We start from the raw sequence: 25,405 nt of genomic DNA, 5'->3' as shown, positions 1-25,405 counted from the left end.
CTACGGGGTTTCGTTCTTTCGCGCGTATGTCTGAGAACGGATGATTTCTAAGGCTTTAGACGTCTTTTGGCTGTCATTCCAGTCCAACCAATTCACTCTAGGATCTGCATTGAACCATGTAATTTGACGACGGGCGAACTGACGGGTTGCCACTGCCGTGTCTTCGATGGCGTCTTCCACCGTGTATATATCCTCTTGCGAGCGCTGGCTTTCAAGAACCCGTAAGAATTCGCGATAGCCTATTGCCCTAGAGGCAGTCTTTCCCTCGCGCAGACCCTGGGCTTCTAGCTTTTCGACCTCGTGAAGCAGCCCTTGCTGCGCCATCATCTCCACTCTGCGGTGAATACGCTGATGAAGCTCAGCCCGGTCACCGTTGAGACCGATTTGCACAGCCGGCTGAACGTACTGACGCTGGGGCATAAAGGAAGTGAAAGTCCGACCGGTCACTTCCCACACTTCCAAAGCACGAATGAGGCGGCGATCATCTTTTACCCGCGCCGCTGATTCCGGGTCAATCTCCTGCAGACGATCATGAAGTACACCCCTGCCTTTTTGCTCCAGTTCTTGCTCTAATGCTTTACGGACTGCAGGGTCTGTCTCGGGAAATTCTAAGTGATCCAGCGCAGCCCGCACATAGAGACCAGAGCCACCCACCAAAATCGGTAGCTTTCCCCGACCTTGAATATCTGCCATCAGTTCTCTGCACCGCTGTTGAAAAACCGCGACAGAAGCTTCTTCTCGCACGTCCAAAATATCCAGAAAATGATGGGGCACGCCCTTCATCTCCTCGGCAGATATTTTTGCGGTTCCAATATCCATGCCCCGGTAAAACTGCATGGAATCAGCATTAATACACTCCCCATCCAACTCCCGTGCGATTTCGACCGCCAAATCTGATTTACCGCTGGCCGTTGGGCCCACGATTGACACCACGGGAAATTGACTCGAAGAAAATTCGCTGGACATTATTGGCGGAAGGTGGGGAAGCCCAGGTTGACGGCGCCACCAGAAACCTGGGTGGTTCCGGTTCCACAGGAATCTGCTTGTGAACGATCCCAAGCATCACCAGCACGGGAACGGCGCACCGAATACTGTTCTGCGGTGGGATCAGAAATCAGGTGGAAGGAGCCTGCCTCAGTGACAGGCACGGTCACAAAGTCACCGGGTCGGGGAATCTCGGCGCCTTCAGGAACCGAAAAATGCACCAGACGCATATCTGGGGTGCGGCCTGCCAGACGGTGAGTTTCATCAGCCTTACGCCCCTTCTCGGCTGTAACCATCAGTTCCACCGTCTTACCCAGCTGCTTCTTGTTCTCTTCACCCGCGATGCGATCCTGCAAAGCGGTCAGTCGTTCGTAGCGTTCTTGTACGACGTCCTTGGGAACCTGGTTTTCCATGGTAGCAGCGGGAGTGCCGGGGCGAATCGAATACTGGAAAGTGAACGCGGAAGAGAAACGGGATTCTTCCACCACGCGCATAGTTTCCTGGAAATCTTCTTCGGTTTCACCAGGGAACCCAACGATGATATCCGTGGTGATGGCAGCCTCTGGCATCTTGGCGCGTACTCGTTCCAAAATACCCAGGAACTTCTTGGACCGATAGGAGCGCTTCATATCTTTAAGCACCTTATCTGAGCCAGATTGAAGGGGCATATGAAGCACAGGCATCACGTTAGGAGTTTCTGCCATAGCGTCAATGACGTCATCGGTAAACATCGCCGGGTGGGGGGAGGTAAAACGAACTCGTTCAAGCCCCTCAATATTTCCGCAAGCCCGCAACAACTTAGAGAACGCCTGTCGGTCCCCAAACTCCACACCATAGGAATTCACGTTCTGACCAAGCAGCGTTACTTCCACCGCGCCGTCGTCCACCAAAGCCTGGACTTCAGCCAAAATATCGCCGGGGCGACGGTCTTTTTCTTTGCCTCGCAGCGAAGGAACGATGCAGAAAGTGCAGGTGTTATTGCAACCTACAGAAATGGAAACCCAGCCCGAATAGACGTGATCACGCTTAGTCGGCAAAGTAGAGGGAAAGACTTCCAAAGACTCCAGCAATTCGGCCTGCGCCTCGTGATTATGGCGAGCGCGTTCCAGCAGAGTAGGTAGCGAGCCAATATTGTGGGTGCCAAACACGACGTCGACCCACGGCGCGCGCTTGAGAATAGTGTCCTGGTCTTTCTGCGCTAGACAACCCCCCACGGCAATCTGCATGTCCTCATTTTCACGCTTTGCAGGAGCAAGCATGCCAAGGTTGCCATACAGTTTGTTGTCGGCATTCTCACGCACGGCACAGGTATTGAAAACCACCAGATCGGGAGTTTCCCCCTCTTGCACCGGGACATAGCCGCTGGATTCGAGCAACCCACTCATGCGTTCGGAGTCGTGCACGTTCATCTGACAACCGAAAGTGCGCACCTCATAGGTACGGATTTTTTCGGCGGATTCAGGATTGGTTGATTCAGAAAGATTCAAAGTCACCGTTCAAGGTTACTAGATAGGCGATAATGGCTCTATGGTCCACGAGTCACTCACCGATGGTTTTTCCTCACTTTGCGAGAAATCCTGCGCACTCTATGAGCTTCAACCCGGTGATTCGCCGGTAATGACTCCTAAATTTCGTGCGCTTCTTCAAATGATGGTCACTTTGGGAGCTACGCGCTTGGAGGCAGGTGCATTAGAAAATATGGAGATTCTCTCCGCTGGAATGCGCTCCGTGGTGGTCAGGGGAGATTTCGAGAGGCAGTCTGCGATTCTCAAATATTTTCGGCGAAAAGACTCTGCTGTTAATTCCGGTGGTTTTGGGTATTTACGTGAAAAGCACGGTTTGATATGCCTCAATGACACGGTGCCAGGTTCTTTTTCGCGACTACTTTTTGCCGAGGACTCCCAGCGGGTCTTAGGTATTGAATATGTACCGGGGCGTTCCCTCGCTGACTACTTTCTCGATTCCGCTCAGGCTCAGGCAGCTCTTTCCTCCTGGATTGATTTTTGGACGCCGTTCGCTCAGCAAAATTCCCCGCAAACAAAAGGTGCCATATTTGATTTTGCCCATCGTCTCGCTCAAGCTGATCCGGCGGCGTCGACCCCCGGTATGATTGCATCCCCGCAGATGGCCTTGAAAGGGTTGATTAAGCTCGTCGAGCAGCGGAAAATCCCCGGCAGGGTCGGTGAATCTCTCACACCAATCGAGCTGGATCAGCTGCAACAGCAGTTAAAAAGCATAGTTTTTCCACCTCGTTCTGAGCTTACGATTCTATCGTCGGGAGATTTCTCACCGCATAACATTCTCATCACAGATTTAGAGAACCCCTCCGGCTCCAACATGGGTAGTCGGGGAATCGACGCCGAAGGTTCTGCTATCCACCACCGATATCTACCGCTGGCAGAAATGCTCTTAGGGTTTCCATCTGCCGACGATTCTGGCCGTTACTCGCGTTTTGTGTCGTCCACCTGGTGGCTTGATAGCGCTCGCACGTTGTATGAAAGAGCTTTTGGCTATCCTGGTTCTCAAATGCTCACCGACCCGCTTTTAGGGGCAACCATCCTCACCGTTCAGTGTGTCTTAGCTGAACAGGGGCAAAACATCTCGGTACCGCAAACAGTAACAGCTCTTACTACGCCGTTCGACCTATAACGGTTCCGTTTTTCACCGTAAAGTTCCAACTTATCCCGTTCATGGTGAGAACCTCGTGACGGATTTCAGATGCCATAGTAAAAGATTTGTCGCTATACCCCAGCAAATATTCGTCAAATGCGGGTAAATAAAAAGTTCTTTCTAGCGCCTGCTCTAGTTCTTCTGCAGTAATATTCAGCTGCCAGGAGGGCGCAAAATATTCGACATCCCCTATGACCATAGGGACGCAGTTCTCCGCTGACTTCAGGGCGGTGATGGACTCCCGTTTGGTCAAGCCTGACCACCACGCCAAGTCGCTGACCGTCACGGGGCCGTGTCCATTGACATAACGCGTTCCCAGTTCTGCGAGAGCCTGTCCTGCAGGGAGATGTCGCTGATTAACGCGTAAACGATCGATGTGTTGAAAAGTCTCCCGGTACCCGGCGAGGCTCCCCTGCACCACATCGCCTAGTCCACCGAAGGCTCTAAGAAGATGAGGACCGCGCCCATCAGCGGTACTCACTCCGGCGTCTTCAAAAACTCGATAGGCGTCCCGGCGTTCTAATACTTCACCCGTCTTCAAATTCAGCAGATGCGCATAAAGCGCTTCACGAGCTCGTTCGAAATCTCCTTCAACAAATCCGAGACCATGCCGACGCTTAGCTGCTGCGGCTTCGATGCGCGGGGAACACAGGTGCATTAGCCAGCGAGCATCTTGGGCATCGAGAAAATGTAAAGTACCCCGCATGGGCCAAGCACGCACAATCTCATGATTTGCTACTGCTTCATGTACCAGAGCATCTGTAGCCTCGATATCCTGCCCTGACGCCTCACCGTTTTCAACGCGCAGTGCGATAGCGCGGATACCCGCTTTATATGTTTGCCCCTGAAGAGCCAGCAGGTGGCGAATTACGTACACAGGATTCTTCAACGCAGGTCTTGCATTCGAACCCGCCAGCCCTTGAGCAATCAGACGGCGCGCTTGCAGCTCATGTTCTGGCAAAAGAGTCATTGCAATGGTCCTTAGAAAAAATAATCATCTGTATCAGCTGATTCGATACCATTATCTTCGATGAAGCGGTCAATTTCTTCTTTGACTACGCTAAATGCCATAGAAGAGGGGTATCCCTTACGTGCCAACATGCTGACCAACCGGCGCATAATCTTGTCTTTTTCTTTACGGTCAGAAAAATCCATGGACGGGCGCATTTTCTTACGGACCAGCTCATGAGCGTCGGCTCGCTCGTCTTCCTCGGTTCGTTGTTCCAGAGCGACCTCAGCTAATTCACCGTTAACACCTTTTTCGCGGAGTTCCCGGCGAATTGCCGTCTTAGAAAGTTTCTTGACGTTCGCTCGCGTCCGCACATACATGTGAGCGAATTCTTCATCGTTGATCAGTTTGACAGCTTCAAAACGGTCTAAAACATCTTGAGCGGTGTCCTCGCTGATTTCTTTATCTTTAAGTTTCTTTTCCAGTTGCGCCCGCGATTTTGCTGACGCCGCTAGCTGATTAAGAACGATGTTTTTCGCCTGCGTAAATTCGGATTCGGGTTCTCTGCTGCGCCCCCGTCGTTGCCCCCTGCTGGTGTTTCCTTGAATTAGAGGGGATTCGGTTTCGGCTAGCCGGCTATCTGCACGAAATTGAACGCTTGATGAGGTGCGTTTCTTCTGTGGAATCTTCTCTGGAGGTTCCGCCCCAAATGCCGGAGCAAACGGCGATTTGGGATTAGTCTTCGGTTTCCTAAAACCTTTCTTATGCCCCTCCCTATACCTCTTGCGGGGTCGAGCTCCCGAGAGTTTCTGAGAAGCGGAATAAGCCGTTAGGAGTTTCTTCTGAGAGTTTTCTTTCTCTGAAGGCGCTGCAGATGGGGTTGCTTTCCCCGTATAGGGAGTTCCTACCGAGTCGCTCGGTGCTCCTGAGATATTTCCTCGCCCCGGTAAATCTTCATGTTCGCCGAGGGCGGCAGGGTGCCATGCAGGAAAGTCATTCGTTTCAGCCATACTTTCCTCCCCCACTTTCTTAAAATCCAGCGTATTCAAAACGGTGAGGCAGGGGCGCTCCCCTGCCTCACCGTTGAGAAGCTTTATTCAACTTATTCGGGCAAAACCATACCCTCAAGCGTTACTTTAGAAGTTCTCGCTCACTGCATCCAATGGATCAATATCCTCAGAGAACTCATCCGCGACGTCAGCGCTCTCTTCTTCTTCATCAGACTCAATAATGCCAAGCTTCACCAGAGTTTTGTACTTGATTTCCTCGGCAAGCTCAGGATTATCCTTCAAGAAACGACGGACATTTTCTTTACCTTGACCCAGCTGATCGCCTTCATAGGTAAACCAAGCACCGGACTTCTTGACGATGTTGTTTTCAACGCCCATGTCAATAATGCCGCCCTCAATGGAAATACCTTCGCCATAGAGAATATCGAATTCAGCCTGCTTGAAGGGCGGAGCCATCTTGTTCTTCACAATCTTGGCACGGGTGCGGTTACCGATGGGGTTAGCACCATCTTTCAAAGTTTCGATACGACGGATATCAATACGAACCGACGCGTAGAACTTCAAGGCTTTACCACCAGTAGTGGTTTCGGGAGAACCGAAGAAAACACCAATTTTTTCACGCAACTGGTTAATGAAGATGGCGGTGGTACCGGTCTGCGCCAAACGGCCGGTGATCTTACGCAAAGCCTGCGACATCAATCGTGCCTGGAGGCCCACGTGGGAATCGCCCATTTCGCCTTCAATTTCTGCGCGAGGAACCAAAGCTGCAACTGAGTCAACCACGATGATGTCAACAGAGCCTGAACCCACCAACATGTCCATGATTTCCAAAGCTTGCTCACCGGTATCAGGCTGAGACACCAACAATGCGTCTGTATCAACGCCCAACTTAGCAGCGTAAATAGGATCGAGCGCGTGCTCGGCGTCGATAAAGGCAGCAATACCGCCTTCTTTCTGAACGCTAGCAACGGCGTGCAAAGCTACAGTGGTCTTACCTGAAGATTCAGGACCATAAATTTCTACGACGCGACCACGAGGCAACCCCCCAATTCCCAATGCGGCATCCAGAGACAGTGCGCCAGTGGAGATAGTTTCAACTTTCACGGCTTCTTTATCGCCCAGACGCATGACTGCGCCCTTGCCATAATTCTTATCGATTTGAGCCATGACGGCTTCAAGAGCTTTTTCACGCCCCTCTTCTGAAACTCGGCTGACCTGCTGGGTTGTGCGGGATTTAGCTGCCATTATGTATAACCTCACTTGGTTTCTGTGATGGAAGTTTTGCTTCTGACACCACAGTAAGCGCAACGACTGACAATTTAAGGCCTTTTTCGAAATCTGTGGATAAATCCGACCTAAAAATTGAATTTTTTCTATCTGTGGAAAACTTTACCGGTTTTCGAACATATTTTCTAGTATTCGAACTTAATTAGAACAAAATAACCAATCTAAGGCTTGGGGGGAATATCTGGACCCCACCTACGCTCCGGTGGTATCTCCTGCATGGTGCATACAGCAAGCCATACCGCCCGCACGTCTTCTCCGCGGTTAAGCGCTTCTTGAACAGTAACGTTATTGAATTCGGGAAGCACGAGGTCTCGTGCCAGTACTCTCGAATATGAGGGTGTAAATTCATAATCCATCAGAGACCAAAATTCACTGAGTTTCACAGCACCCCTTCCCTTTTAGGTACTTCTCAACCATGCTTTGTCATAAAAACTGCACGCCCATGATTCATGAACGTGCAGTCTAGAAGATTGAGGCGGCGAGAACCACCTTCAAGCATCCCCACAATTATCGAGTGGGGCTCAAAGTAGGCTCGCCTGAAGGAATATCCTTGGAAGAAGTAGCGGAAACACCGTATTCACGCTTGAACTGTTCAGAGAACTCAGCGGGAACCGTATCGGGAACATTGAAGCCTTCTTCAACAGCCATACGCTCTGAAACCTCTGCAAGCATCTGAGAGAGAGGAATCTCCAGTGCCTGACAGATAGAAGCGAGCAGTTCAGAAGAGGCTTCTTTCTGACCGCGTTCCACTTCACTGAGATAGCCCAATGAAACTCGAGCCGAATGAGAGACTTCGCGCAACGTACGATTCTGGCGCTGACGAACATCACGAAGCACTTCACCAATAGCGTGACGCAACAGGATTACCTTGGGCTCGCGCGAGGTGGGTGCAGTATTTGCGGACTGACCCACATCCTTCCAACGGACGACACCGTTTACGGATACGGGTTGCTTAGTCATTTTTATACCTAACTCCTGGTATTCATGCTCAGATGTCTGAGCGCTTCTAATAGCCTAACTGATTTCAGATAATAAGCAAGATTATTTTATTCTTCAGAAATCTTTTCCATTCACTGAAGCCTTGCATTTAATACAACAGCACGTACCTGTGTTTTCATTCCCCTAAATTCAAAAAATTCTCTGGGTATTTCCTGAGAGAAGGCCTTATGGGGACGCTGGGCTGGAAGATATCAGTGCGCCCAGTAGTAGATGAAGAGCATCTCCTGCAGCTTGAAGTCGAATCTCTCGGCGATTACCCGAATATTGTTGCTCCACGCTTCGGGAACCTTCGGGAGTAAGAATACCTAAATAGACCCTGCCCACGGGTTTACCGTCATGCGGTGCTGGCCCAGCCACGCCCGTCGTCGAAATAGCAAATTCTGCACCGCATACTCTAGCGGCGCCCTGCGCCATCTGCTCCGCTACCAGAGGGTCCACCGAACCTTGTTCTGCAAGCAACTCTTCTTCAACACCAAGCACCGTTTGCTTGACCTCATTGGCATAAGAAATGACGCCGCCGTAATAAGTAGCGGAGGCACCAGGTACTGTACAGAGAAAATTACCCAGCATGCCCCCGGTCAAAGATTCAGCAGTGGCAAGGTGAACCCCTCTCGCAGTTGCAGCTTCAATAACCTCTCGAGCAAGCTCTTCCAATTCGGCCATCATATTAGGAGGGGTTCTTTGCTAGATAGTCACGGCGGAGTTCGATTGCTTTCTTCACGTAGTCGAGACCCGTCACCACGGTAATAACAACCACAACCGCCATCACGATATAACCGGGAATGAGAGCCCAGGTACCCAGCTGCCCCAAAGGAGCAACTAAGAGTACCAGCGCAACGGTCTGCAAAACGGTCTTAAGCTTGCCACCTTTGCCTGCAGCCATCACGCCATAGCGAATCACGAAGAAACGCATGATGGTAATCCCCCACTCGCGCACCAAAATCACGATGGTGACCCACCACCACAGCTCGCCAAGAATGGAAAGCATGACAAATGCTGCACCGGTAAGCAACTTATCGGCAATAGGGTCTGCGATTTTGCCAAAGCTGGTAATCAAGTTGCGCGAACGAGCGATGGAGCCATCCAGCCAGTCAGTAATCATCGCCAGAATAAACACCGCCAGTGCCCACCAGCGTGCGCTCAGCGAATCCTCCCCAAAGGTGCCGCCCCCCGCCATGAGCCACACAAACAGCGGAACCATAATGATGCGCAAAGTAGTTAGTACATTGGGCAGGTTCCAGTTGGAAGCCTGTTGGGTTTCGCTCATGACGATCTCTCTTTCTGGATTATCTGCCGGTGAGATTCCAGGCGTCTTCGTCGCCTGGTTCATCAGCTGAGTCAAAATAGTCTGGGGCTGGTTCGCCGAGGGAACTAGCCACGGCATCGGTTCCATAGTGCTCGCCTAAACCGCTCTCAGCGGGAACTGTAGCCGGTTCGGGCTCGGGTGGATCTTCGCCCCGTAGTTTCGCCAAAACTACCGGAAGATCATCGGGAGCTACCAGCACATCGCGTGCTTTCGACCCTTCTGACGGTCCAACGATTTCGCGTGATTCCAGCAAATCCATCAGACGGCCTGCTTTAGCGAAACCGACGCGTAGCTTGCGCTGCAACATGGAAGTTGAGCCAAATTGGGTAGTCACTACGAGTTCAGCTGCCTGCAAGAGAACATCGAGGTCATCTCCAATATCATCATCAATCTGCTTCTTCGGAGCTGCCTGGATGACATCGTCACGATAGCGTACCGGCATCTGGGTTTTGACGTGCTCCACGATGTCATGAATCTCAGATTCACCGACCCACGCACCCTGCACTCGAATAGGCTTAGATGCACCCATCGGCAAGAAGAGCGCGTCACCCTGTCCGATGAGCTTTTCTGCACCGGGTTGGTCGAGAACCACACGGGAATCGGTAACCGATGAAGTCGCAAAAGCCAGACGCGAAGGTACGTTCGCCTTAATCAAACCGGTGACGACGTCGACCGACGGGCGCTGGGTAGCCAACACCAGGTGGATACCCGCAGCACGAGCCAGCTGGGTGATACGCACGATGGACTCTTCGACGTCGCGTGGGGCAACCAACATGAGGTCGGCAAGCTCGTCCACAATCACCAAAAGGTAGGGATATTCCTTGATGGTCCGCTGAGAGCCCGGCTCGGGTTGAATCTTGCCCGCCTTGACCGCTTTATTGAAATCATCAATGTGCTTATATCCGTAATGAGCCAGGTCGTCGTAGCGGGCATCCATTTCTCGTACTACCCATTGCAAAGCTTCAGCAGCCTTTTTCGGGCTGGTGATAATGGGAGTAATAAGGTGAGGGATACCTTCGTAAGCGGTCAGTTCCACGCGCTTCGGATCAACCATCACTAGGCGAACCTGATCGGGAGTAGAGCGCATCAGAATAGAGGTAATCATCGAGTTCACGAACGACGATTTACCTGCACCCGTTGCACCGGCAACCAGCATATGGGGCATCTTTGCCAAGTTGGCGAGAACAAATCCACCTTCGACATCTTTGCCCACGCCCATAATCATGGGATGGTGCACCTGATGAGCTTGTGGAGAGCGCAGGACGTCGCCCAACGCTACGGTCTCGCGGTCGGTATTTGGAATCTCAATACCAATAGCGGATTTACCGGGAATAGGCGAAAGGATGCGCACGTCAGCAGATGCCACAGCATATGCAATATTTTTAGAAAGCGCAGTAACTCGCTCAACTTTCGTGCCGGCACCCAACTCAATTTCGTAGCGGGTGACGGTGGGGCCACGGGAGAATCCGGTAACCTCGGCGTCCACGTTGAACTGCTGGAGCACGTTAGTTAATGACTCAACGACTTGCTCATTGACCTCGGACGACTCTTTGGCAGGTGGGCCTGCAATCAGCAAGGATTCCTCGGGAAGTTCATAGTTACCCGAAGAGGATTCAACTACCTGTGCCGGCCGTGGTGACTCCACCGGCGCTGAGATCGTGTTGTTCTGTACCGATCGGCTAGCCGAAACAGGGGCAGCCTGTGGCGTATTTGAGGGCGCCGGGGCTGGACTCGAAGCTGCCGGTCGCTGGGGAGCCATTGCACGGGACGTTGTTGCCTGAGACTGACCTGCTGCTACCGACGCTGAGGCGTTAGCTGAGCCAGAAGGCTCTTGATCTCGATTCGATTCTGTTTCTCGGGGACGAGAATCTTCTGGTTCGACCCGTCCGTGATTTACCGCTGCCTGCTGTGCCTGGGCAAGGCGCTGAGCTGGAGCATCTGAATCGGCATACTGGCTAACATCAAAAAGCTCGCTTTGTGCCTTAGCAGAAACAGGTTCTTCTTCCTGTGCCATGACATCAAACGCCTTCGTCTGGCGTTTCTGGGCACGCTTTGAAGAAACTGTCTTCTTCTGGGGCTGGGTGGGTGGATCAACATATTCGTAATCGTCAGAAAGCAGGGCGGTATCAAACGCTTCATCACCGTCATAGCGATCCAGACGCCGATCATTTTCATGCCCACTTCCAAAGCCCAGCCATGCCAAGAGCCCCTTCCGAGGAGGGCTAGCAGGAGTGGGTTCGTCCTCGTAGAGATAGCTGCGGTCATGCTCTTTGGCGTCTAATTGGGTAGTAGCTGGTTCAGGACGCGCGGGCGCCTCCCCCAACATGACCCCCATCAAATGAACGATTTTGGGAACAACTTGGCGAAGAGGAGTTTTGGTAGCAATGAGCAGACCGATCAAGAAAACAAGCCCGATGAGAAGCCACTCAAAGAAACTAATACCGCCCACTAAACGCATGGCAGGGGCTGAGAGAATTAGTCCAATAATTCCGCCACCAGACCACACGCCTTCAAATCCTTGAGCGAGGGTGGGATAACCTGCCAGCTTGGCACCGAGCATGGAGGTGGCTATTACCATGAGCAACATGCCCAGGGCTATGCGGTTGTTAGCGTGAACCTCCACAGGATGGCGGAAGATTCTCCAGGCGAACACCATGCAGAAAATTGGAATGAGCAGAGTTCCAAAGCCAAAGAGACCGCCCACCATCACATGCCAAGCGTGAAGGGGCCATTCAATCCAAGAGTACGTATCGATGGTGCGCCATGCCCACCATTCCACTCCGGCAGTTACCAACCCGATGGTGAGAATCAGTAATGCTCCCCCATCGCGCCGCTCGTCAGGGTGCATATCAGTGCGCAGAGTTCCCATACGACGGACGGCGGCGCCGACCGTGTGTGCCAGGGAAGTCCACACTGCCAAGATGCTCCGTAGCAACCAGTTAGGTGACTCAGATGCAGACTGAGCACCAGAGCGAGCGCGGTTTGAGCCGCCCTTTGCTCGGGTGCTAGAGGAACGTGTCTTTTTCTTTCCAGCCTGGGAAGACCGACCAGATGAGGTTCTCGGTGCCATACGTCCTAAACATTAGTTAGCGAGAGCGGAAAGCCTTCAAGTTAACCTTGAAAGCTTTCCGCTTCAATCTTTAGAAAATAAGTTTCAACTTTACGTTTAACTTACAGGATTAATCCCGGTTTTTGGTAGGGGTATCAATCACTACCGGGATAATCATAGGCTTGCGGCGCAGTCGGCGTGCAACCCATGAACCAATCGTACGGCGAACAATTTGCTGTAGTTGATGATTGGTATGGGTCTTAGAGGGACCTTGATGCAGTGCATCCTCCAGCGCGGTCACAATCTTGGGAGCGATATCTTCGAAGACCGAGTCGTTTTCAGCAACGCCGCGGGCGTGAATATCGGGACCGGAGACAACGCGCTTCGTCTGACGATCCACTACAGTCACCACGGAGATGAAGCCTTCTTCGCTCAGAACCAGGCGGTCTTTCAAGTCGTCTTCAGAAACTTGGCCTACTGAGCGTCCGTCCACGTAAACGTAATCGCAACGTACCTGACCTACGATTTCTGCTTTGCTCTCGTACAGGTCAACGACCGTGCCACCGGTTCCCAAGATAATATTCTCTTCAGGAATGCCTGTTTCTTGAGCGAGCTCACCGTTGGCAATGAGGTGACGAACTTCGCCGTGCACGGGCATCACGTTCTTGGGCTTGAGGATGTTATAGCAGTACAGCAACTCGCCTGCAGCAGCGTGGCCGGAAACGTGCACCTTAGCGTTACCCTTGTGGATTACCTCTGCGCCCAAAGCAAGTAGACCGTTGATGACACGGAACACTGAGGTTTCGTTACCGGGAATCAGAGATGATGCCAGAACGATGGTATCGCCGGGTTCTACCTGCACCTTGTGGTCGCCATTAGCCATACGAGAAAGGGCGGCCATCGGCTCGCCCTGCGAACCGGTGCACATCAGAACCAGCTCTTCGGGGCGATAGTTGTCAATCTTTTTCAAATCAACCAGGGTGTTATCGGGGACGTTGAGGTAACCCAATTTTTCAGCGATGGTCATGTTTCGAACCATCGAACGACCGACGAGAACTACCTTGCGCCCGCGCTCGTGAGCGGCGTCCAATACCTGCTGCACACGGTGGACGTGCGAGGAGAACGACGCCACGATGATGCGCTGGTTTGCATCGCGGAAGACATTAGAAAGCACTTTGCCGATGTTCTTTTCGGTGGGTGTAAATCCGGGAACTTCAGCGTTGGTGGAGTCAGGCAGGAAGAGGTCTACGCCTTCTTCGCCTAGGCGTGCAAAGTGACGCAGGTCGGTGATACGACCGTCCAGGGGTAGCTGATCCATCTTGAAGTCACCGGTATGCAGTACGTTGCCTGCAGTGGTGCGGATAAATACAGCTAAGGCATCGGGAATCGAGTGGTTTACCGCTACAAATTCACATTCGAAGGGACCGAAGGACTCAACCATGCCCTCTTTCACGGTCAAGGTGAAAGGCTTAATCCGGTGCTCAGCAAGTTTTGCTTCAACCAAAGCCAAGGTGAGCTGGGAGCCTACCAAAGGGATATCGGGGCGGCGTTTGAGCAGATAGGGAACCGCACCAATGTGGTCTTCGTGTCCGTGGGTCAGAACAACTGCCACGATGTCTTGCAGGCGGTTCTCAATGTAGTGCAAATCGGGCAGAATCAAGTCCACACCGGGCTGGGATTCTTCGGGGAAGAGCACGCCGCAGTCAACCACCAGCAATTTGCCGTTGATTTCGTAAACGGTCATGTTGCGGCCCACTTCGCCCAAGCCGCCCAAGGGAACGACGCGCAGGGTACCGTTTTTCAGCTTCTTAGGCTGGCGTAATTCTGTATTAATAAATGGCAATATATATCCTTACTGTTTACGGTGAAAAACGAGCTCACGAACTTGAACGTCAAGTTCGTGAGCCCGCTTCACCATCGGTTAGTTCTCTAGCGAATAAGCGTGGAAGCTACCGACGATTTCTCTAAATCTGCTCGCATGAGCGCGATTTCTTCATCAGTGGGATCCACATGAGGCAGGCGCACGGTGGCTGAATCCAGCTTGCCCTGCCAGGAAAGAATCTGTTTGGCTGCTACGCAACCGGGAACGCGAGTCATCGTTGCCGAAACGATGGGTGCGATCTCAAGGTGAAGTTTCTGTGCGGTGGAAAGGTCTTGTGCCACTACCGCATCAATCAGTTGACGGAAGAGCGCCGGTGCAATGTGGGTGGTCACGCCCACTAGCCCAACTGCTCCCATCGCCATCCAGGGGAGGGTTAAACCATCGTCTCCAGAATAGTACTGAAGATCAGTTGCTGCCATGACCTCGGTCGCAGCAGCAAAGTCAGCTTTGGCATCTTTAACTGCAACAATATTCTCATGTGTTGCTAGCTTTTCAAAAGTAGCCGGAAGAATTGGGATACCTGCACGCCCGGGGATGTCGTAGAGCATCACAGGCGTTTTTACTGCATTTGCCACGGTGGTGAAGTGAGCCGCTACGCCTGCCTGAGTAGGTTTGTTGTAGTAGGGGGTGACAACCAAAAGACCATCTACCCCAATGCCTTCAGCCAACGATGCTAGGTGCAGAGTATGCGCTGTATCGTTTGAGCCTACGCCTGCAACAACCTTGCACTGCTCACCCACCGCTTCTTTGACGATGCGGAAAACTTTTTCATTTTCCTCATCGGTCATGGTGGAGTACTCACCAGTGGTGCCACATACAACCAAACCATCGTGACCGTCGTCCACCAGCGATTGAGCTAGTTCGGCGGTGCGAGATTCATCAACTGATCCGTCCTCCTTGAACGGAGTAACCATAGCGGTCAGCAACCGCCCAAAAATTGGCTCAGCGAATGTTCCTTGGGGTGGGGTTGTAGTCTCAGGCATAGTGCTAGATTACCTTCTTTTCGCGGTGTTTGGGATGTTTTGGCTCTTCAAGCGCGGTTCACTCAGCATTTCCTCAGGTTGAAGACCGAAAGAATGAGGCTGATCAGCGCCTAGATGGATAGATTAACCGATGTTTTGCCCGATTTGAGTGCGATGGCGGTGCGCATTGCTTGACGGGCTCGCTTCCGGTCCCCTGCGGCTCCGTAGAGAGTCGATAGGTTAAACCAGTGTTTCCAGTTCATGGGGTCCTGCTCTACCGTCTGACTAAATTTTGCGAATTCTTGATCCGCTGCAGCTCGGTCAATTTTTCCTGAAGCAGTGCGGGGTAGCCGGTCTTCGGGCAGTTCCCCGTTCGCCATGAGTTCATCGGCCATGCGTTGGATGCGCGTTCCGAAGATGATTTCCCGAACCATTGCCCAGGCACCTATCAGAGGAAGGACCAGGAGCCCTATCCCCAACAACGTTGCCAAGAGGCTGCCCTCTTGAAGCAGAAGCACACCTCGTTGAAAGGTTACGAAGAGATAGAGAACCAACGCCGCTATGGTGATAGCAGCAAAAGTCTTACCTTTACCCGTCGAATCAACGAACACGAAAACCGCTGAAAATGCCAGTGCCACCAAGACAAACATTTTGCTGGCGGTGGGCAGAGGCAATATCAGAACGGTCAATAAACCGACCAGAACGGCGCAGGCAACAAATATTTTCAAAGACTTCATCAAAAGAGAGATCTAACGAAGATTGAGGTAGCCGTCGAGACCGTGAGTGAGCCCGGGGTGCGCCGCTACTTCTCGCACTCCCAGCAGAACGCCGGGCATGAAAGATTTGCGGTCAAAGGAATCGTGGCGGATGACAAGTTGCTGACCTTCATCTCCCAGTAAGATTTCCTGGCTGGCGGTCAGCCCACGCAAGCGAACCGCATGTACTTTGACGCCGTCGATGTCGGCACCGCGCGAGCCACCCTCGTCTGTTTCAGTGGCATCCGGTGAAGGAGCTACCCCGGCAGCAGCGCGGGCATCGGCAATTTTCTGTGCCGTGTGTGCTGCGGTTCCTGAAGGCGCATCCACTTTCTGCGGATGATGCATTTCGATGACTTCTACGGATTCGAAGTACTGGGCTGCTTTTGCCGCAAATTCGGTGGCTAGAATCGCACCGATAGCGAAGTTGGGGGCAATAAGAACTCCAACCTCTGGATGCTGAGTGAGCAGGGTTCGCAGGTTGTGAAGCTTATGTTCGTCCCAACCTGTTGTACCCACTACCGCATGGATACCATTTTCTACGGCAAAGCGGACATTCTGTTCGGTCGCAGCTGGAACCGTCAAATCGATGAGCACTTCTACGCCAGTTTCCACCAGTTTCTTCAGTTCCGCTGCGCTAGAGATAGTCGCTACCAGCTCCATATCTGTTGCGTTTTCAACCGCTTTCACGGCTTCTGATCCCATGCGTCCATTAGATCCGGCAACTGCAACTTTCCACATTTTAGTCATCTGCGCCTCCCACTTTTATCAGGTATCGAGTGAATCGTTACCGTGTACATTTTATATCTGCTCCACTCTATCGTCTCCAGGGATACGCCGTCGGATAAACCGTCTTCACTCGTCATAATGTGATTCCCTTGCACAGCGCGAATATCTTGCAGTCAAATGCGTACTAAACTTAAACAGTTGCCATATCCCCCAGGCAACATTCCTTTTTGAAATTGTTGACGAGGTATCTGTGAACAAAATAGCCGGGACCAAAAACGCTGCGCTCGAAGATCACGTGTTCTATTCCAATGTTGATCCGGCAGAAGCCCAGCGTTCTTTTCGACTACGCGGTTTAGATGGACTACGTGCTATCGCCGTGTGCTCGGTGTTGGTTTACCATTTGTGGCCGACGGTGCTACCCGGCGGCATGATGGGCGTAGATATTTTCTTCGTTATTTCTGGGTATCTCATTACTGCGCTGCTGCTCAAAGAAGGTGCTTTAACCGGCAAGATGAATATCGTCCAGTTTTGGGTACGCCGTTTGCGTCGCCTCATTCCTGCGATTATCGTGCTGGTTGCGGTGGTAGGTGGATTAGTTTTCATCATCGGTGGGGACATACAGGTTGGCTTGGGCAGACAGGTTCTAGGAGCTTTTACCTTTTCGTCCAACTGGCTGTACATCGCCTCGGACAATGATTATTTTGCTCAGACTTCCCCCGAACTGCTCACCAACTTTTGGTCTTTAGCGGTAGAGGAACAGTTCTATATTTTCTGGCCCATAGCCCTGGTCTTTATTTTTATGTGGGTAGCTAGTTGGAGAAAGCGCCTTGCCATTCCGCTAGTTCTCGCACTACTTTCCGTGGTATTGAGTGCGGTGCTCACCGCTGTTGGAGCATCTGCATCCCGCATTTACTACGGAACTGATACCCATCTCTTTGGAATCATGCTCGGGGTCAGCCTGGCACTGCTCATTCCCTGGAGCATGTACCCGCCAGCCGATAGCCGCCTCTACCCTGTGGTGGGTTATGGGGAAGGCATCTGGGGCATTTTGCGGGGTCTTGTGGGATGGGTTTGCCTGATTGCTATTTTTCCGCTGGCGCGCAGGTGGGGTGATCACGACGCATTTTTTATGCCGTGGGATCTTCTTCTTGCTTCTGTCCTTGCCGTTGGAGTTATCCAGGCTCTGCTGGCAGATTCTCGCGCACCGGTGGCATCTCTCTTGCGAAATGTACTTTCGCTACCGCCTCTGGTTTGGATTGGCCAACGCTCCTACGGGATCTATCTCTGGCATTGGCCTTTGGCGGTTATCGCCCACTACGTTTTTGGTCCGGAGAATAGGTTTTGGACGTCGTGGGTCGTCCTCTTCGCCTCATTTATTGTGGCGGGACTTTCCTATATGTTCGTCGAAGACCCTATTCGTCGCCTTGGCTTTGGAGGGGCGTTCCGCGCCTTCGGTCGCGCACTGGTCGGACCGGCTAAAGCTTTGCCCATCGTCTCCCTGGCCCTATTTCTCTTGGGTGCAGTGGGTACCGGATTTGCGATAGTGAATGCCCCCGCCATGACCGAGGCGGAAGCGGTGGTGGCATCTGGTGAAGATCACGCCCAAACCCCCGTGGCTCCCCAGCCCCAGCCTTCGGCGAGCGCTTCAGCGAAGGACGGCGTGGTGGCCGGTTCTGTCAGAATTATCGGCGACTCAGTTACCGTTGCCTCAGCAGATGCCCTCCAATCAAAACTTCCTCAGGCGAGCATCGACGGCGAAGTCAGCCGCACTTTAGTCGCAGTTCTTCCTCAGATTAAAGAAGACGCTGCCAACCATCAGCTAGGACAGGTAGTGGTTGTTTCGCTCGCCACCAATTCAACGTTGGCACAGTCCCAGATTGATGAGCTGGTGCAGGCTCTGGCACCGCACCAAGAACGCAAGATTGTTTTGGTCACCGGTGCGGCGCCGTCCAATCTCACCTGGGTAGCCGGCTCTAATGATTTGATGCACCAGGCAGCACAGAAATACCCGGATACGGTACTGGTAGCCGACTGGGCACAAGCTGCTGCCGGACACAGCGATTATCTAGTCTCTGACGGTGTCCACCCGCAGGGGCAAGGTCAGCAGGTGTACGCGCAAACTATTGCCGACGCCGTGGCAAAAGCCCAAAAACAGCTCAAGGACGAGGGAAAGCTCAGCGAAGAAGACCTCAAACAGGCGTCTGAGTCTCCATCGGCAGATCCTACCCCCGCCCCCTCGGCTGCCACAGCCAAGGCATGGTAGAAGACAACGACCGTCTAGCGCACGATGGTCGTGACCATCTGCTGCCTCGATAGCCAGGCGGCAAGCTCACGTACTTCATCGAGCGTTACCGCACGAATGCGCTCAAGTAGCTCGTCCAAGCTGGTGTATTTACCAGAATCAAGCTCCGCTCTACCCAGGCGGCTCATACGCGAACCTGAATCTTCAGAACCCATAATGGTAGCGCCACCCAGCTGACCTACTACCTTAGTCAGTTCTTCCTCGGTCAGCCCTTCCGAAGCTACCTTGGCAAACTCCTCGGTCAACAGCTCTTGAACCTGCTCCACCTTTGCGGGCAGGCAACCGGCATACATACCAAAGTAACCGGCATCAGAATATGAGCCCGAGAACGAGAATGTTGAATAGGCAAGTCCGCGCTTCTCACGAATTTCCTGGAACAAACGTGAAGACATGCCTCCGCCCAAAGCAGAGTTCAATACGGACATGGCGAATCTACGTTCGTCCCCGGCAATGATAGAGGGGCAACCCATCACTATGTTCGTCTGCTCAAATCCTTTATTGACCTCTCGTTCGAGAGCTCCCGGAGTAATATCCACACGCTGACGTACACGACGCTGCGAAGGAGCAACCCCTTCCGGTAAAGACCAGCCATGCTTGGTCAGCGAGTCCAAGACCAGGCGAACAATCTCTGCATGTTCTAGCCCGCCTGCCGCGGAAATAACTAAGCGATCAGGAGTATAGAACTTTCGGTAATGCTCCCACACCGAGGTACGAGGTACCGAACGAATCTCCTCAGGAGTACCGCCGATAGGGCGCCCCAGGGGATTCTCCCCCATCAGCTGCTCCACAAAATTCTCAAAAGCAACATCGGTGGGATCATCTTGATCCATCGCCAGCTCTTCGAGAATCACTCCGCGTTCCTGCTCCAGCAGTTCGGCATCCAGGACGGCGTCAGAGACCATATCCGCAAGAACATCTACAGCCATCGCCACGTCTTCACCCAACACCCTTGCGTAGTAGCAGGTATGTTCTTTAGCGGTCAGAGCATTGGATTCTCCACCTACCTCGTCAAAGGCCTGAGCAATATCTAACGCTGAGCGGGTGTGAGTACCTTTGAATAACAGGTGTTCTAAAAAGTGAGTTGAGCCGAGCATACCCGGTTGCTCATCCCGAGAACCCACCCCTACCCAGAAGCCTATAGACACACTTCGTAGAGACGGCATCTTCTCCGTAATCACGCGGATACCGCCGGGCAAAATAGAACGACGAACCTCGTTTCCGCCTTCGCCCTGTTCGATAACACGGCCCACTTCATAGTTAAGTTCTTCGGTAATGCTCGCGCGATCAGTGGGCAAAATAATAGGCATAAACTTCCTTGTACATTCCAGATATCAGTGAATTTTTCTCTCAATTCTACCGGTTAAAACACAGCGGCTCCCCCACACCTCAGGTGTGAAAGAGCCGCCGGTTACTCAACTAGAAGCGATTACGCTTCCGAGTCTTCTTCTGATTCTTCAGATTCAGCTACAACAGGTGATAGCGAGAGCTTGCCACGATCATCAATCTTGGTGATCTCAACCTGAACCTTCTGACCGATCGAAACGACGTCGTCGACGTCGTTGACTCGCTTGCCGTCATTGAGCTTACGCAACTCGATGACGTGAAGTAGCCCGTCCTTGCCAGGAGTCAAGGAAACGAATGCGCCGAAGGTTGTGGTCTTGACGACGGTACCCAGGTAACGCTCGCCGACCTCAGGAACCTGAGGGTTAGCAATAGCGTTGATTGCTGCACGTGCTGCATCAGCGGAGGGACCGTCGACCGCGCCGATGTAAACGGTGCCGTCATCTTCGATGGAGATATCGGTTCCAGTGTCTTCCTGAATCTGGTTAATCATCTTGCCCTTAGGACCAATGACCTCACCAATCTTGGAAACAGGAACGTTCACTGAAATCACGCGAGGAGCAAAGTTGCTCATCTCATCGGGAGCGTCAATTGCTGCGTTAAGAACCTCAAGAATGTGAAGGCGAGCTTCACGTGCCTGAGTCAGTGCAGCTGCCAGAACAGATGCGGGGATGCCGTCGAGCTTAGTATCAAGCTGGATTGCGGTAACGAACTCAGAGGTACCTGCGACCTTGAAATCCATATCTCCCAAAGCATCTTCTGCACCGAGAATATCGGTAAGAGCTGCGTAACGGGTTTCGCCGTCAACTTCATCAGAGACCAGCCCCATAGCGATACCTGCAACGGGTGCACGCAAAGGAACACCGGCATTGAGCATAGAAAGAGTCGACGCGCATACCGAGCCCATGGAGGTTGAGCCGTTAGAGCCCAGTGCCTCAGATACCTGACGGATGGCGTAGGGGAATTCTTCGCGTGAAGGAAGAACGGGAACCAACGCACGCTCAGCTAGTGCACCGTGACCGATTTCGCGGCGCTTAGGTGAACCAACACGACCGGGCTCGCCTACTGAGTAGGGAGGGAAGTTGTAGTGGTGGATGTAGCGCTTGGACTTGACGGGGTACAGCGAATCCAACTGCTGTTCCAGCTTGAGCATGTTCAAGGTGGTAACACCCATAATTTGGGTTTCACCGCGCTCGAAGATAGCCGAACCGTGAACGCGGGGCAGAACCTCAACTTCAGCGGTGAGCTGCCGGATGTCGGTCAGACCGCGACCGTCAATACGAACCTGCTCGGTGAGGATACGCTGGCGAACGGTGTGCTTGGTTAGAGCGTTGAAAGCTGCGTTGATTTCATCTTCGCGACCTTCAAATTCTTTTCCTTCGCTACCAAGAGCTGCAAGAACTTCCTGCTGAAGCATCCCCGATGCTTCTTCACGTTCCTGCTTACCCGCGATGGAGTAAACATCTGCAATCTTTTCGCTGGCAAATTCGCGCACTGCGGCGTCGACGTCGTCGCCGTGGGAGCCGAAAGTAGGCAGAACCATAGGTTCTTTGCCAGCTTCAGCCTTGAGAGCAAGCTGTGCTTCGCACAGTGCCTTGATGAATGGCTTAGCAGCTTCAAGACCTTCAGAGACGATTTCTTCGGTGGGAGCCTGCTTGCCCTGTTCCTTGATGAGCTTCCATGAGTTATCGGTAGCTTCAGCTTCGACCATCATGATGGCAACGTCTTCAGTGCCGTCTGCCTTGGTCACGATGCGACCGGCAACAGCCATATCGAAAGTTGCCTCAGCAAGCTGGGAGAACTTGGGGAAGCAGACCCACTGACCGTCAATCAGTGCGATGCGAACGCCGCCTACAGGACCGGCAAAGGGCAGGCCTGAAAGAGCGGTGGAGCAAGATGCTGCGTTAATTGCTACGGTGTTGTAGATTTCATCGGGTTCAATGGTGAGAACGGTGACGACAACCTGAACCTCATTGCGGATGCCCTTTTTGAAAGCAGGACGCAAGGGACGGTCAATCAGACGCGCAGCGAGAACAGCTTCGGTGGAGGGGCGACCTTCACGGCGGAAGAAAGAGCCAGGAATCTTACCCGCTGCGTACATACGTTCTTCAACGTCGACGGTCAGGGGGAAGAAGTCAAAGCCTTCACGGGGATTCTTGCCCACTGCGGTAGCGGAGAGCAAGGTGGTTTCATCGTCAATGGTAACGAGAGCTGAACCTGCAGCCTGCTGTGCGAGGCGTCCTGTTTCGAAACGAACGGTGCGCTGACCGAACTTTCCATTGTCAATGATTGCTTCTGCAAATTTAATTTCGGGACCTTCCAAGGTTCCTCCATTTCTGTGTTGATGGTTCGTGGGCGGTTGACGTTCACCATCGATCATCAGTTGAACCCATCGCAACAAACTTTTTGTGCTGCGCTAAATGCAACCGAGGACCGTGAGCTGATACGCAGCCGCCAGAACCATTATTGGTGGTGATTTTCAAAGAAATCACCGATTTTACTAAGGTGAGAGAAGAGGGCGGTATCTACGAATTATTTGAAAGACAAAGAAATTCGTGCAGATACCGCCCTCTCAAGCTCTATTTATCGGCGGATACCGAGGCGCTCGATGAGTGCACGGTAACGTTCGATATCGGTGCTCTTGAGGTAACCGAGCATGTTGCGACGGCGACCAACAAGGATCATCAGACCGCGGCGGGTGTGGTGATCGTGCTTGTGGAACTTGAGGTGTTCAGTCAGGTCGGTGATACGACGAGTCAAAACTGCAATCTGCACCTCGGGTGAACCGGTGTCACCTTCGTGAGTTGCGTATTCCTTGATAATTTCCTGCTTTACTGCGGGATCCAGTGCCACTGAATAACTCCTAGAGTTAGTGCCGTGTCGGCCCGAATAACATTTTTGTTACCGGGAAGGTGAAAGAGAAGATTTCTCTTTCGCCTGACGCATGACCACCACGGACTACAGTCATACATTGTCTATTCTAGCGCATGGGGATAAGTCCTGAAAAGAATAGCGGCACAAGAGGGGCAGTGATGCATTACGCACCACTGCCCCTCTTTTCGCTTATTTGCTACTTTTCTACCCTATTTATTCAGGGGCCGTGCGACGGCACCGTTGGGGGCAGCGGCGTCGTCATGGGGCATAAATTTGTAGATAATCGCCAGCAGAACGCACCACGCCGCACCCACGAGCAGCGCAAGTCGGGTGTCCTCAAAGAAAGCGAACTGAACCACAATTGCCAACATGAACGCCAGGGCAATATAAGACGCCCAGGGCCAACCGGGAGTGGGGAAATCGCTCGTTGCGCCCTCCCGCGTCAGCTGTCGTTTGAATGCAATGTGGGATACCAAAATCATTACCCACACCAAGATGGTGGCGAATGTAGCCAAAGAGGCAATCACAAGGAAAGCGTCTTCAAACAGGAAATTCACAACCACGCCGATGACCAGAACCAGCCCCATGCACACCACTGTCATGAAGGGCGCTCCTCGACGGTCGGTCTTGGCAAAGGATTTGGGTGCCAGACGGCGCGTTGCCAAACCATAAAGCATACGTCCGGCGCCGTAGACATCTGCGTTGATGGCAGAAATAGCCGCGGTGAGCACAACAAAGTTCAGCACGTGAGCGGCTGCAGGAATGCCCAGAGAGCTGAAGATTTGAACGAAAGGCGAGGTCTCCCCGTCAATTGAGTTCCAGGGCATCAGCGTCATGATAACTGCCAACGCCAGCACGTAAAACAGCAAAATACGCACGGGGGTGGTGTTCACGGCTTTGGGGATCGAGACCTTGGGATTTTCTGCTTCACCAGCGGCAATACCGATGGTTTCAATACCGCCAAAAGCAAACATCACCACGGTAAAGCAAGCGATAAAACCACCCAGACCGTTGGGGAAAAACCCGCCGTGATTCCACAGGTTGGTGATGGACGAGGGCTCCCCAGCATGAGCGTTGACGCCGAAGATCATCAGCAGAATACCGCCCACAATCATGGCAATAATTGCTGCAACCTTGATGAGGGTAAACCAAAATTCACTCTCGCCAAAGGCTTTCACCTGCACGAGATTGATGGAAAGAATAAGCAGTAGGACAATAGCAATCCATACCCAAGAGGGCGAGTGGGGAAACCAGAACTTCATATAAACGGAGAACGCGGTGACGTCAGCAACTGCCACCAACGCCATTTCGAAGGCATAGCTCCAACCGGTCACAAAACCAGCCCACCGCCCCAGGTACTGGGTTGCGTATTCGGAAAAGGCACCGGCAACTGGGTGGGCCAGCGCCATCTCCCCCATAGCACGCATCACCATGAAGACGGCAGCGCCACCAATCACATATGCAAGCAAAACAGAAGGACCAGCGAGAGAAATTGCACTTGCCGAGCCGTAAAAAAGTCCGGTGCCAATAGCTGACCCCAGGGCGATGAAGAGGATATGTCGCAGAGACAACCCACGGTGAAGCTGAGAAGATTGATTCTCAGCGAGCTGGTTGGACGCGTGGGACCCCTGCGTGTTGTTCATCGGGAGATACCTCGATTGTTGAGCTAAATGATAATGAGCAAAGTATGTGGTTCAAGAATACCCACTTGTTTTTATACATAGAAGCTAATTTATATAAATTCTTAAGTGGGTATTCATTTTTCTCTCTTTCTAAGATGCCCTGCACAGATAAGGGTGTTCCCAAATCTTTGGAAACACCCTTATGTATAGCTGGGGGGGAAGGTTAGGAGCGCTCACGCCCAAACGCTAGAGAACCCACAGCGGTTGCGCCGGTGACCGCGAGAACAGCGGGCCACGGACCAATCTTTTTGTGCAAAGCATGGGAGTAACCAAAGCTACCCAGATAGAGAGTGGTCAAAGCTGCAGCTCGCGCTGTACCGGCATTTTTCTGCCATCCCTTAAATGCAGCCACACCGCCTGCGGCAAGAGCTACCCCGCCCAGCGGACGCACGCCCGTCGCCCGAGCAACTTTATAACCGCCCACCAAACCGGCAGCACTTGCGGCAGTAGGAATAAGAACGTTCATGATGAAACCTCCGTTGATTGGTGTTATCTCTTCTACTTTAATAACCCAATCTGAAGATTTGCCCACAAACTGCTAACTCGCCCCACAGTTTCTCACATCTGATAAGTCAAAACGTTTGGATGGCTTCCTGTAGGTGGGGAATAATAGGGAGAAAACCT

The 25,405-nt window shown here is 52.5% G+C and carries 21 protein-coding genes; 2 read left to right on the top strand and 19 right to left on the bottom strand.

What is annotated here, in order from left to right; translation table 11 throughout:
• Complete coding sequence (miaA, locus tag ACFR81_RS09450) at positions 1-966, bottom strand: tRNA (adenosine(37)-N6)-dimethylallyltransferase MiaA (protein WP_068168006.1); 966 nt, start codon at positions 964-966, stop codon at positions 1-3.
• Positions 966-2,477, bottom strand: a complete 1,512-nt coding sequence (gene miaB, locus ACFR81_RS09445; RefSeq protein ID WP_068168003.1) for a tRNA (N6-isopentenyl adenosine(37)-C2)-methylthiotransferase MiaB — start codon at positions 2,475-2,477, stop codon at positions 966-968. The genes miaA and miaB overlap by 1 nt, the downstream gene beginning before the upstream one ends.
• Before the next feature lie 34 nt (positions 2,478-2,511).
• Between miaB and ACFR81_RS09440 the strand changes: the two genes are divergently transcribed.
• Entirely contained in the window at positions 2,512-3,633 is a 1,122-nt protein-coding gene (locus tag ACFR81_RS09440; protein ID WP_343875651.1) for a hypothetical protein, read from the top strand.
• Here ACFR81_RS09440 and ACFR81_RS09435 read toward each other — a convergent pair.
• The 12 genes from ACFR81_RS09435 to dapB all read right to left on the bottom strand — a co-directional run bounded on the left by ACFR81_RS09435 (position 3,614) and on the right by dapB (position 16,603).
• Positions 3,614-4,624 (bottom strand): winged helix DNA-binding domain-containing protein, encoded by a 1,011-nt coding sequence (locus tag ACFR81_RS09435; protein ID WP_343875653.1) that lies wholly within the window; start codon positions 4,622-4,624, stop codon positions 3,614-3,616. The two genes, ACFR81_RS09440 and ACFR81_RS09435, sit on opposite strands and share 20 nt — an antisense overlap.
• 11 nt (positions 4,625-4,635) lie before the next feature.
• Positions 4,636-5,613 (bottom strand): regulatory protein RecX, encoded by a 978-nt coding sequence (locus ACFR81_RS09430; protein ID WP_343875655.1) that lies wholly within the window; start codon positions 5,611-5,613, stop codon positions 4,636-4,638.
• Positions 5,614-5,739: 126 nt separating this feature from the next.
• On the bottom strand, positions 5,740-6,858 hold the full coding sequence (recA, locus tag ACFR81_RS09425) for a recombinase RecA (protein ID WP_068167991.1): 1,119 nt from the start codon (positions 6,856-6,858) through the stop codon (positions 5,740-5,742).
• Positions 6,859-7,061: 203 nt separating this feature from the next.
• Positions 7,062-7,283 (bottom strand): DUF3046 domain-containing protein, encoded by a 222-nt coding sequence (locus ACFR81_RS09420; RefSeq protein ID WP_343875658.1) that lies wholly within the window; start codon positions 7,281-7,283, stop codon positions 7,062-7,064.
• Positions 7,284-7,407: 124 nt separating this feature from the next.
• Positions 7,408-7,860 (bottom strand): helix-turn-helix domain-containing protein, encoded by a 453-nt coding sequence (locus ACFR81_RS09415; protein WP_068167989.1) that lies wholly within the window; start codon positions 7,858-7,860, stop codon positions 7,408-7,410.
• A 204-nt stretch (positions 7,861-8,064) separates the two neighbouring features.
• A complete protein-coding gene (locus tag ACFR81_RS09410) occupies positions 8,065-8,565 on the bottom strand; it encodes a CinA family protein (RefSeq protein ID WP_343875661.1) in 501 nt (166 codons plus the stop codon).
• A 1-nt stretch (position 8,566) separates the two neighbouring features.
• Positions 8,567-9,166 (bottom strand): CDP-diacylglycerol--glycerol-3-phosphate 3-phosphatidyltransferase, encoded by a 600-nt coding sequence (gene pgsA, locus ACFR81_RS09405; protein WP_343875663.1) that lies wholly within the window; start codon positions 9,164-9,166, stop codon positions 8,567-8,569.
• A gap of 19 nt (positions 9,167-9,185) precedes the next feature.
• Positions 9,186-12,275 carry an FtsK/SpoIIIE family DNA translocase gene (locus ACFR81_RS09400; RefSeq protein ID WP_343875665.1) on the bottom strand — a complete coding sequence of 1,030 codons (3,090 nt, stop codon included), beginning with the start codon at positions 12,273-12,275 and terminating at the stop codon, positions 9,186-9,188.
• Between the two features lie 109 nt (positions 12,276-12,384).
• The gene (locus ACFR81_RS09395; RefSeq protein ID WP_377148825.1) at positions 12,385-14,097 is read right to left on the bottom strand and encodes a ribonuclease J; all 1,713 of its coding nucleotides are present in this window, start codon (positions 14,095-14,097) and stop codon (positions 12,385-12,387) included.
• 86 nt (positions 14,098-14,183) lie between these two features.
• Positions 14,184-15,119 (bottom strand): 4-hydroxy-tetrahydrodipicolinate synthase, encoded by a 936-nt coding sequence (gene dapA, locus ACFR81_RS09390; RefSeq protein ID WP_068167977.1) that lies wholly within the window; start codon positions 15,117-15,119, stop codon positions 14,184-14,186.
• A 110-nt stretch (positions 15,120-15,229) separates the two neighbouring features.
• Positions 15,230-15,835: a tetratricopeptide repeat protein gene (locus ACFR81_RS09385; protein ID WP_068167974.1), complete on the bottom strand. Its 606-nt coding sequence runs from the start codon at positions 15,833-15,835 to the stop codon at positions 15,230-15,232.
• Positions 15,836-15,847: 12 nt separating this feature from the next.
• A complete protein-coding gene (dapB, locus tag ACFR81_RS09380; RefSeq protein ID WP_343875668.1) occupies positions 15,848-16,603 on the bottom strand; it encodes a 4-hydroxy-tetrahydrodipicolinate reductase in 756 nt (251 codons plus the stop codon).
• A gap of 229 nt (positions 16,604-16,832) precedes the next feature.
• Between dapB and ACFR81_RS09375 the strand changes: the two genes are divergently transcribed.
• Positions 16,833-18,845: an acyltransferase family protein gene (locus ACFR81_RS09375; RefSeq protein ID WP_343875670.1), complete on the top strand. Its 2,013-nt coding sequence runs from the start codon at positions 16,833-16,835 to the stop codon at positions 18,843-18,845.
• Between the two features lie 14 nt (positions 18,846-18,859).
• On the opposite strand, the gene ACFR81_RS09370 is transcribed toward ACFR81_RS09375, so the two are convergent.
• The 5 genes from ACFR81_RS09370 to ACFR81_RS09350 form a co-directional block, all read right to left on the bottom strand.
• Positions 18,860-20,191: a M16 family metallopeptidase gene (locus ACFR81_RS09370; RefSeq protein ID WP_068167967.1), complete on the bottom strand. Its 1,332-nt coding sequence runs from the start codon at positions 20,189-20,191 to the stop codon at positions 18,860-18,862.
• 119 nt (positions 20,192-20,310) lie between these two features.
• Positions 20,311-22,548, bottom strand: a complete 2,238-nt coding sequence (locus ACFR81_RS09365; RefSeq protein WP_343875674.1) for a polyribonucleotide nucleotidyltransferase — start codon at positions 22,546-22,548, stop codon at positions 20,311-20,313.
• Between the two features lie 260 nt (positions 22,549-22,808).
• Entirely contained in the window at positions 22,809-23,078 is a 270-nt protein-coding gene (gene rpsO / locus ACFR81_RS09360; protein ID WP_068167963.1) for a 30S ribosomal protein S15, read from the bottom strand.
• Positions 23,079-23,308: 230 nt separating this feature from the next.
• On the bottom strand, positions 23,309-24,742 hold the full coding sequence (locus ACFR81_RS09355) for an amino acid permease (RefSeq protein ID WP_343875677.1): 1,434 nt from the start codon (positions 24,740-24,742) through the stop codon (positions 23,309-23,311).
• Between the two features lie 202 nt (positions 24,743-24,944).
• The gene (locus tag ACFR81_RS09350; protein WP_343875679.1) at positions 24,945-25,247 is read right to left on the bottom strand and encodes a hypothetical protein; all 303 of its coding nucleotides are present in this window, start codon (positions 25,245-25,247) and stop codon (positions 24,945-24,947) included.
• Positions 25,248-25,405 lie beyond the last annotated feature (158 nt).

This window comes from Rothia amarae (assembly GCF_042677725.1).
Classification (GTDB): domain Bacteria; phylum Actinomycetota; class Actinomycetes; order Actinomycetales; family Micrococcaceae; genus Rothia; species Rothia amarae.
This window is presented reverse-complemented; position numbering and strand designations above follow the sequence as displayed.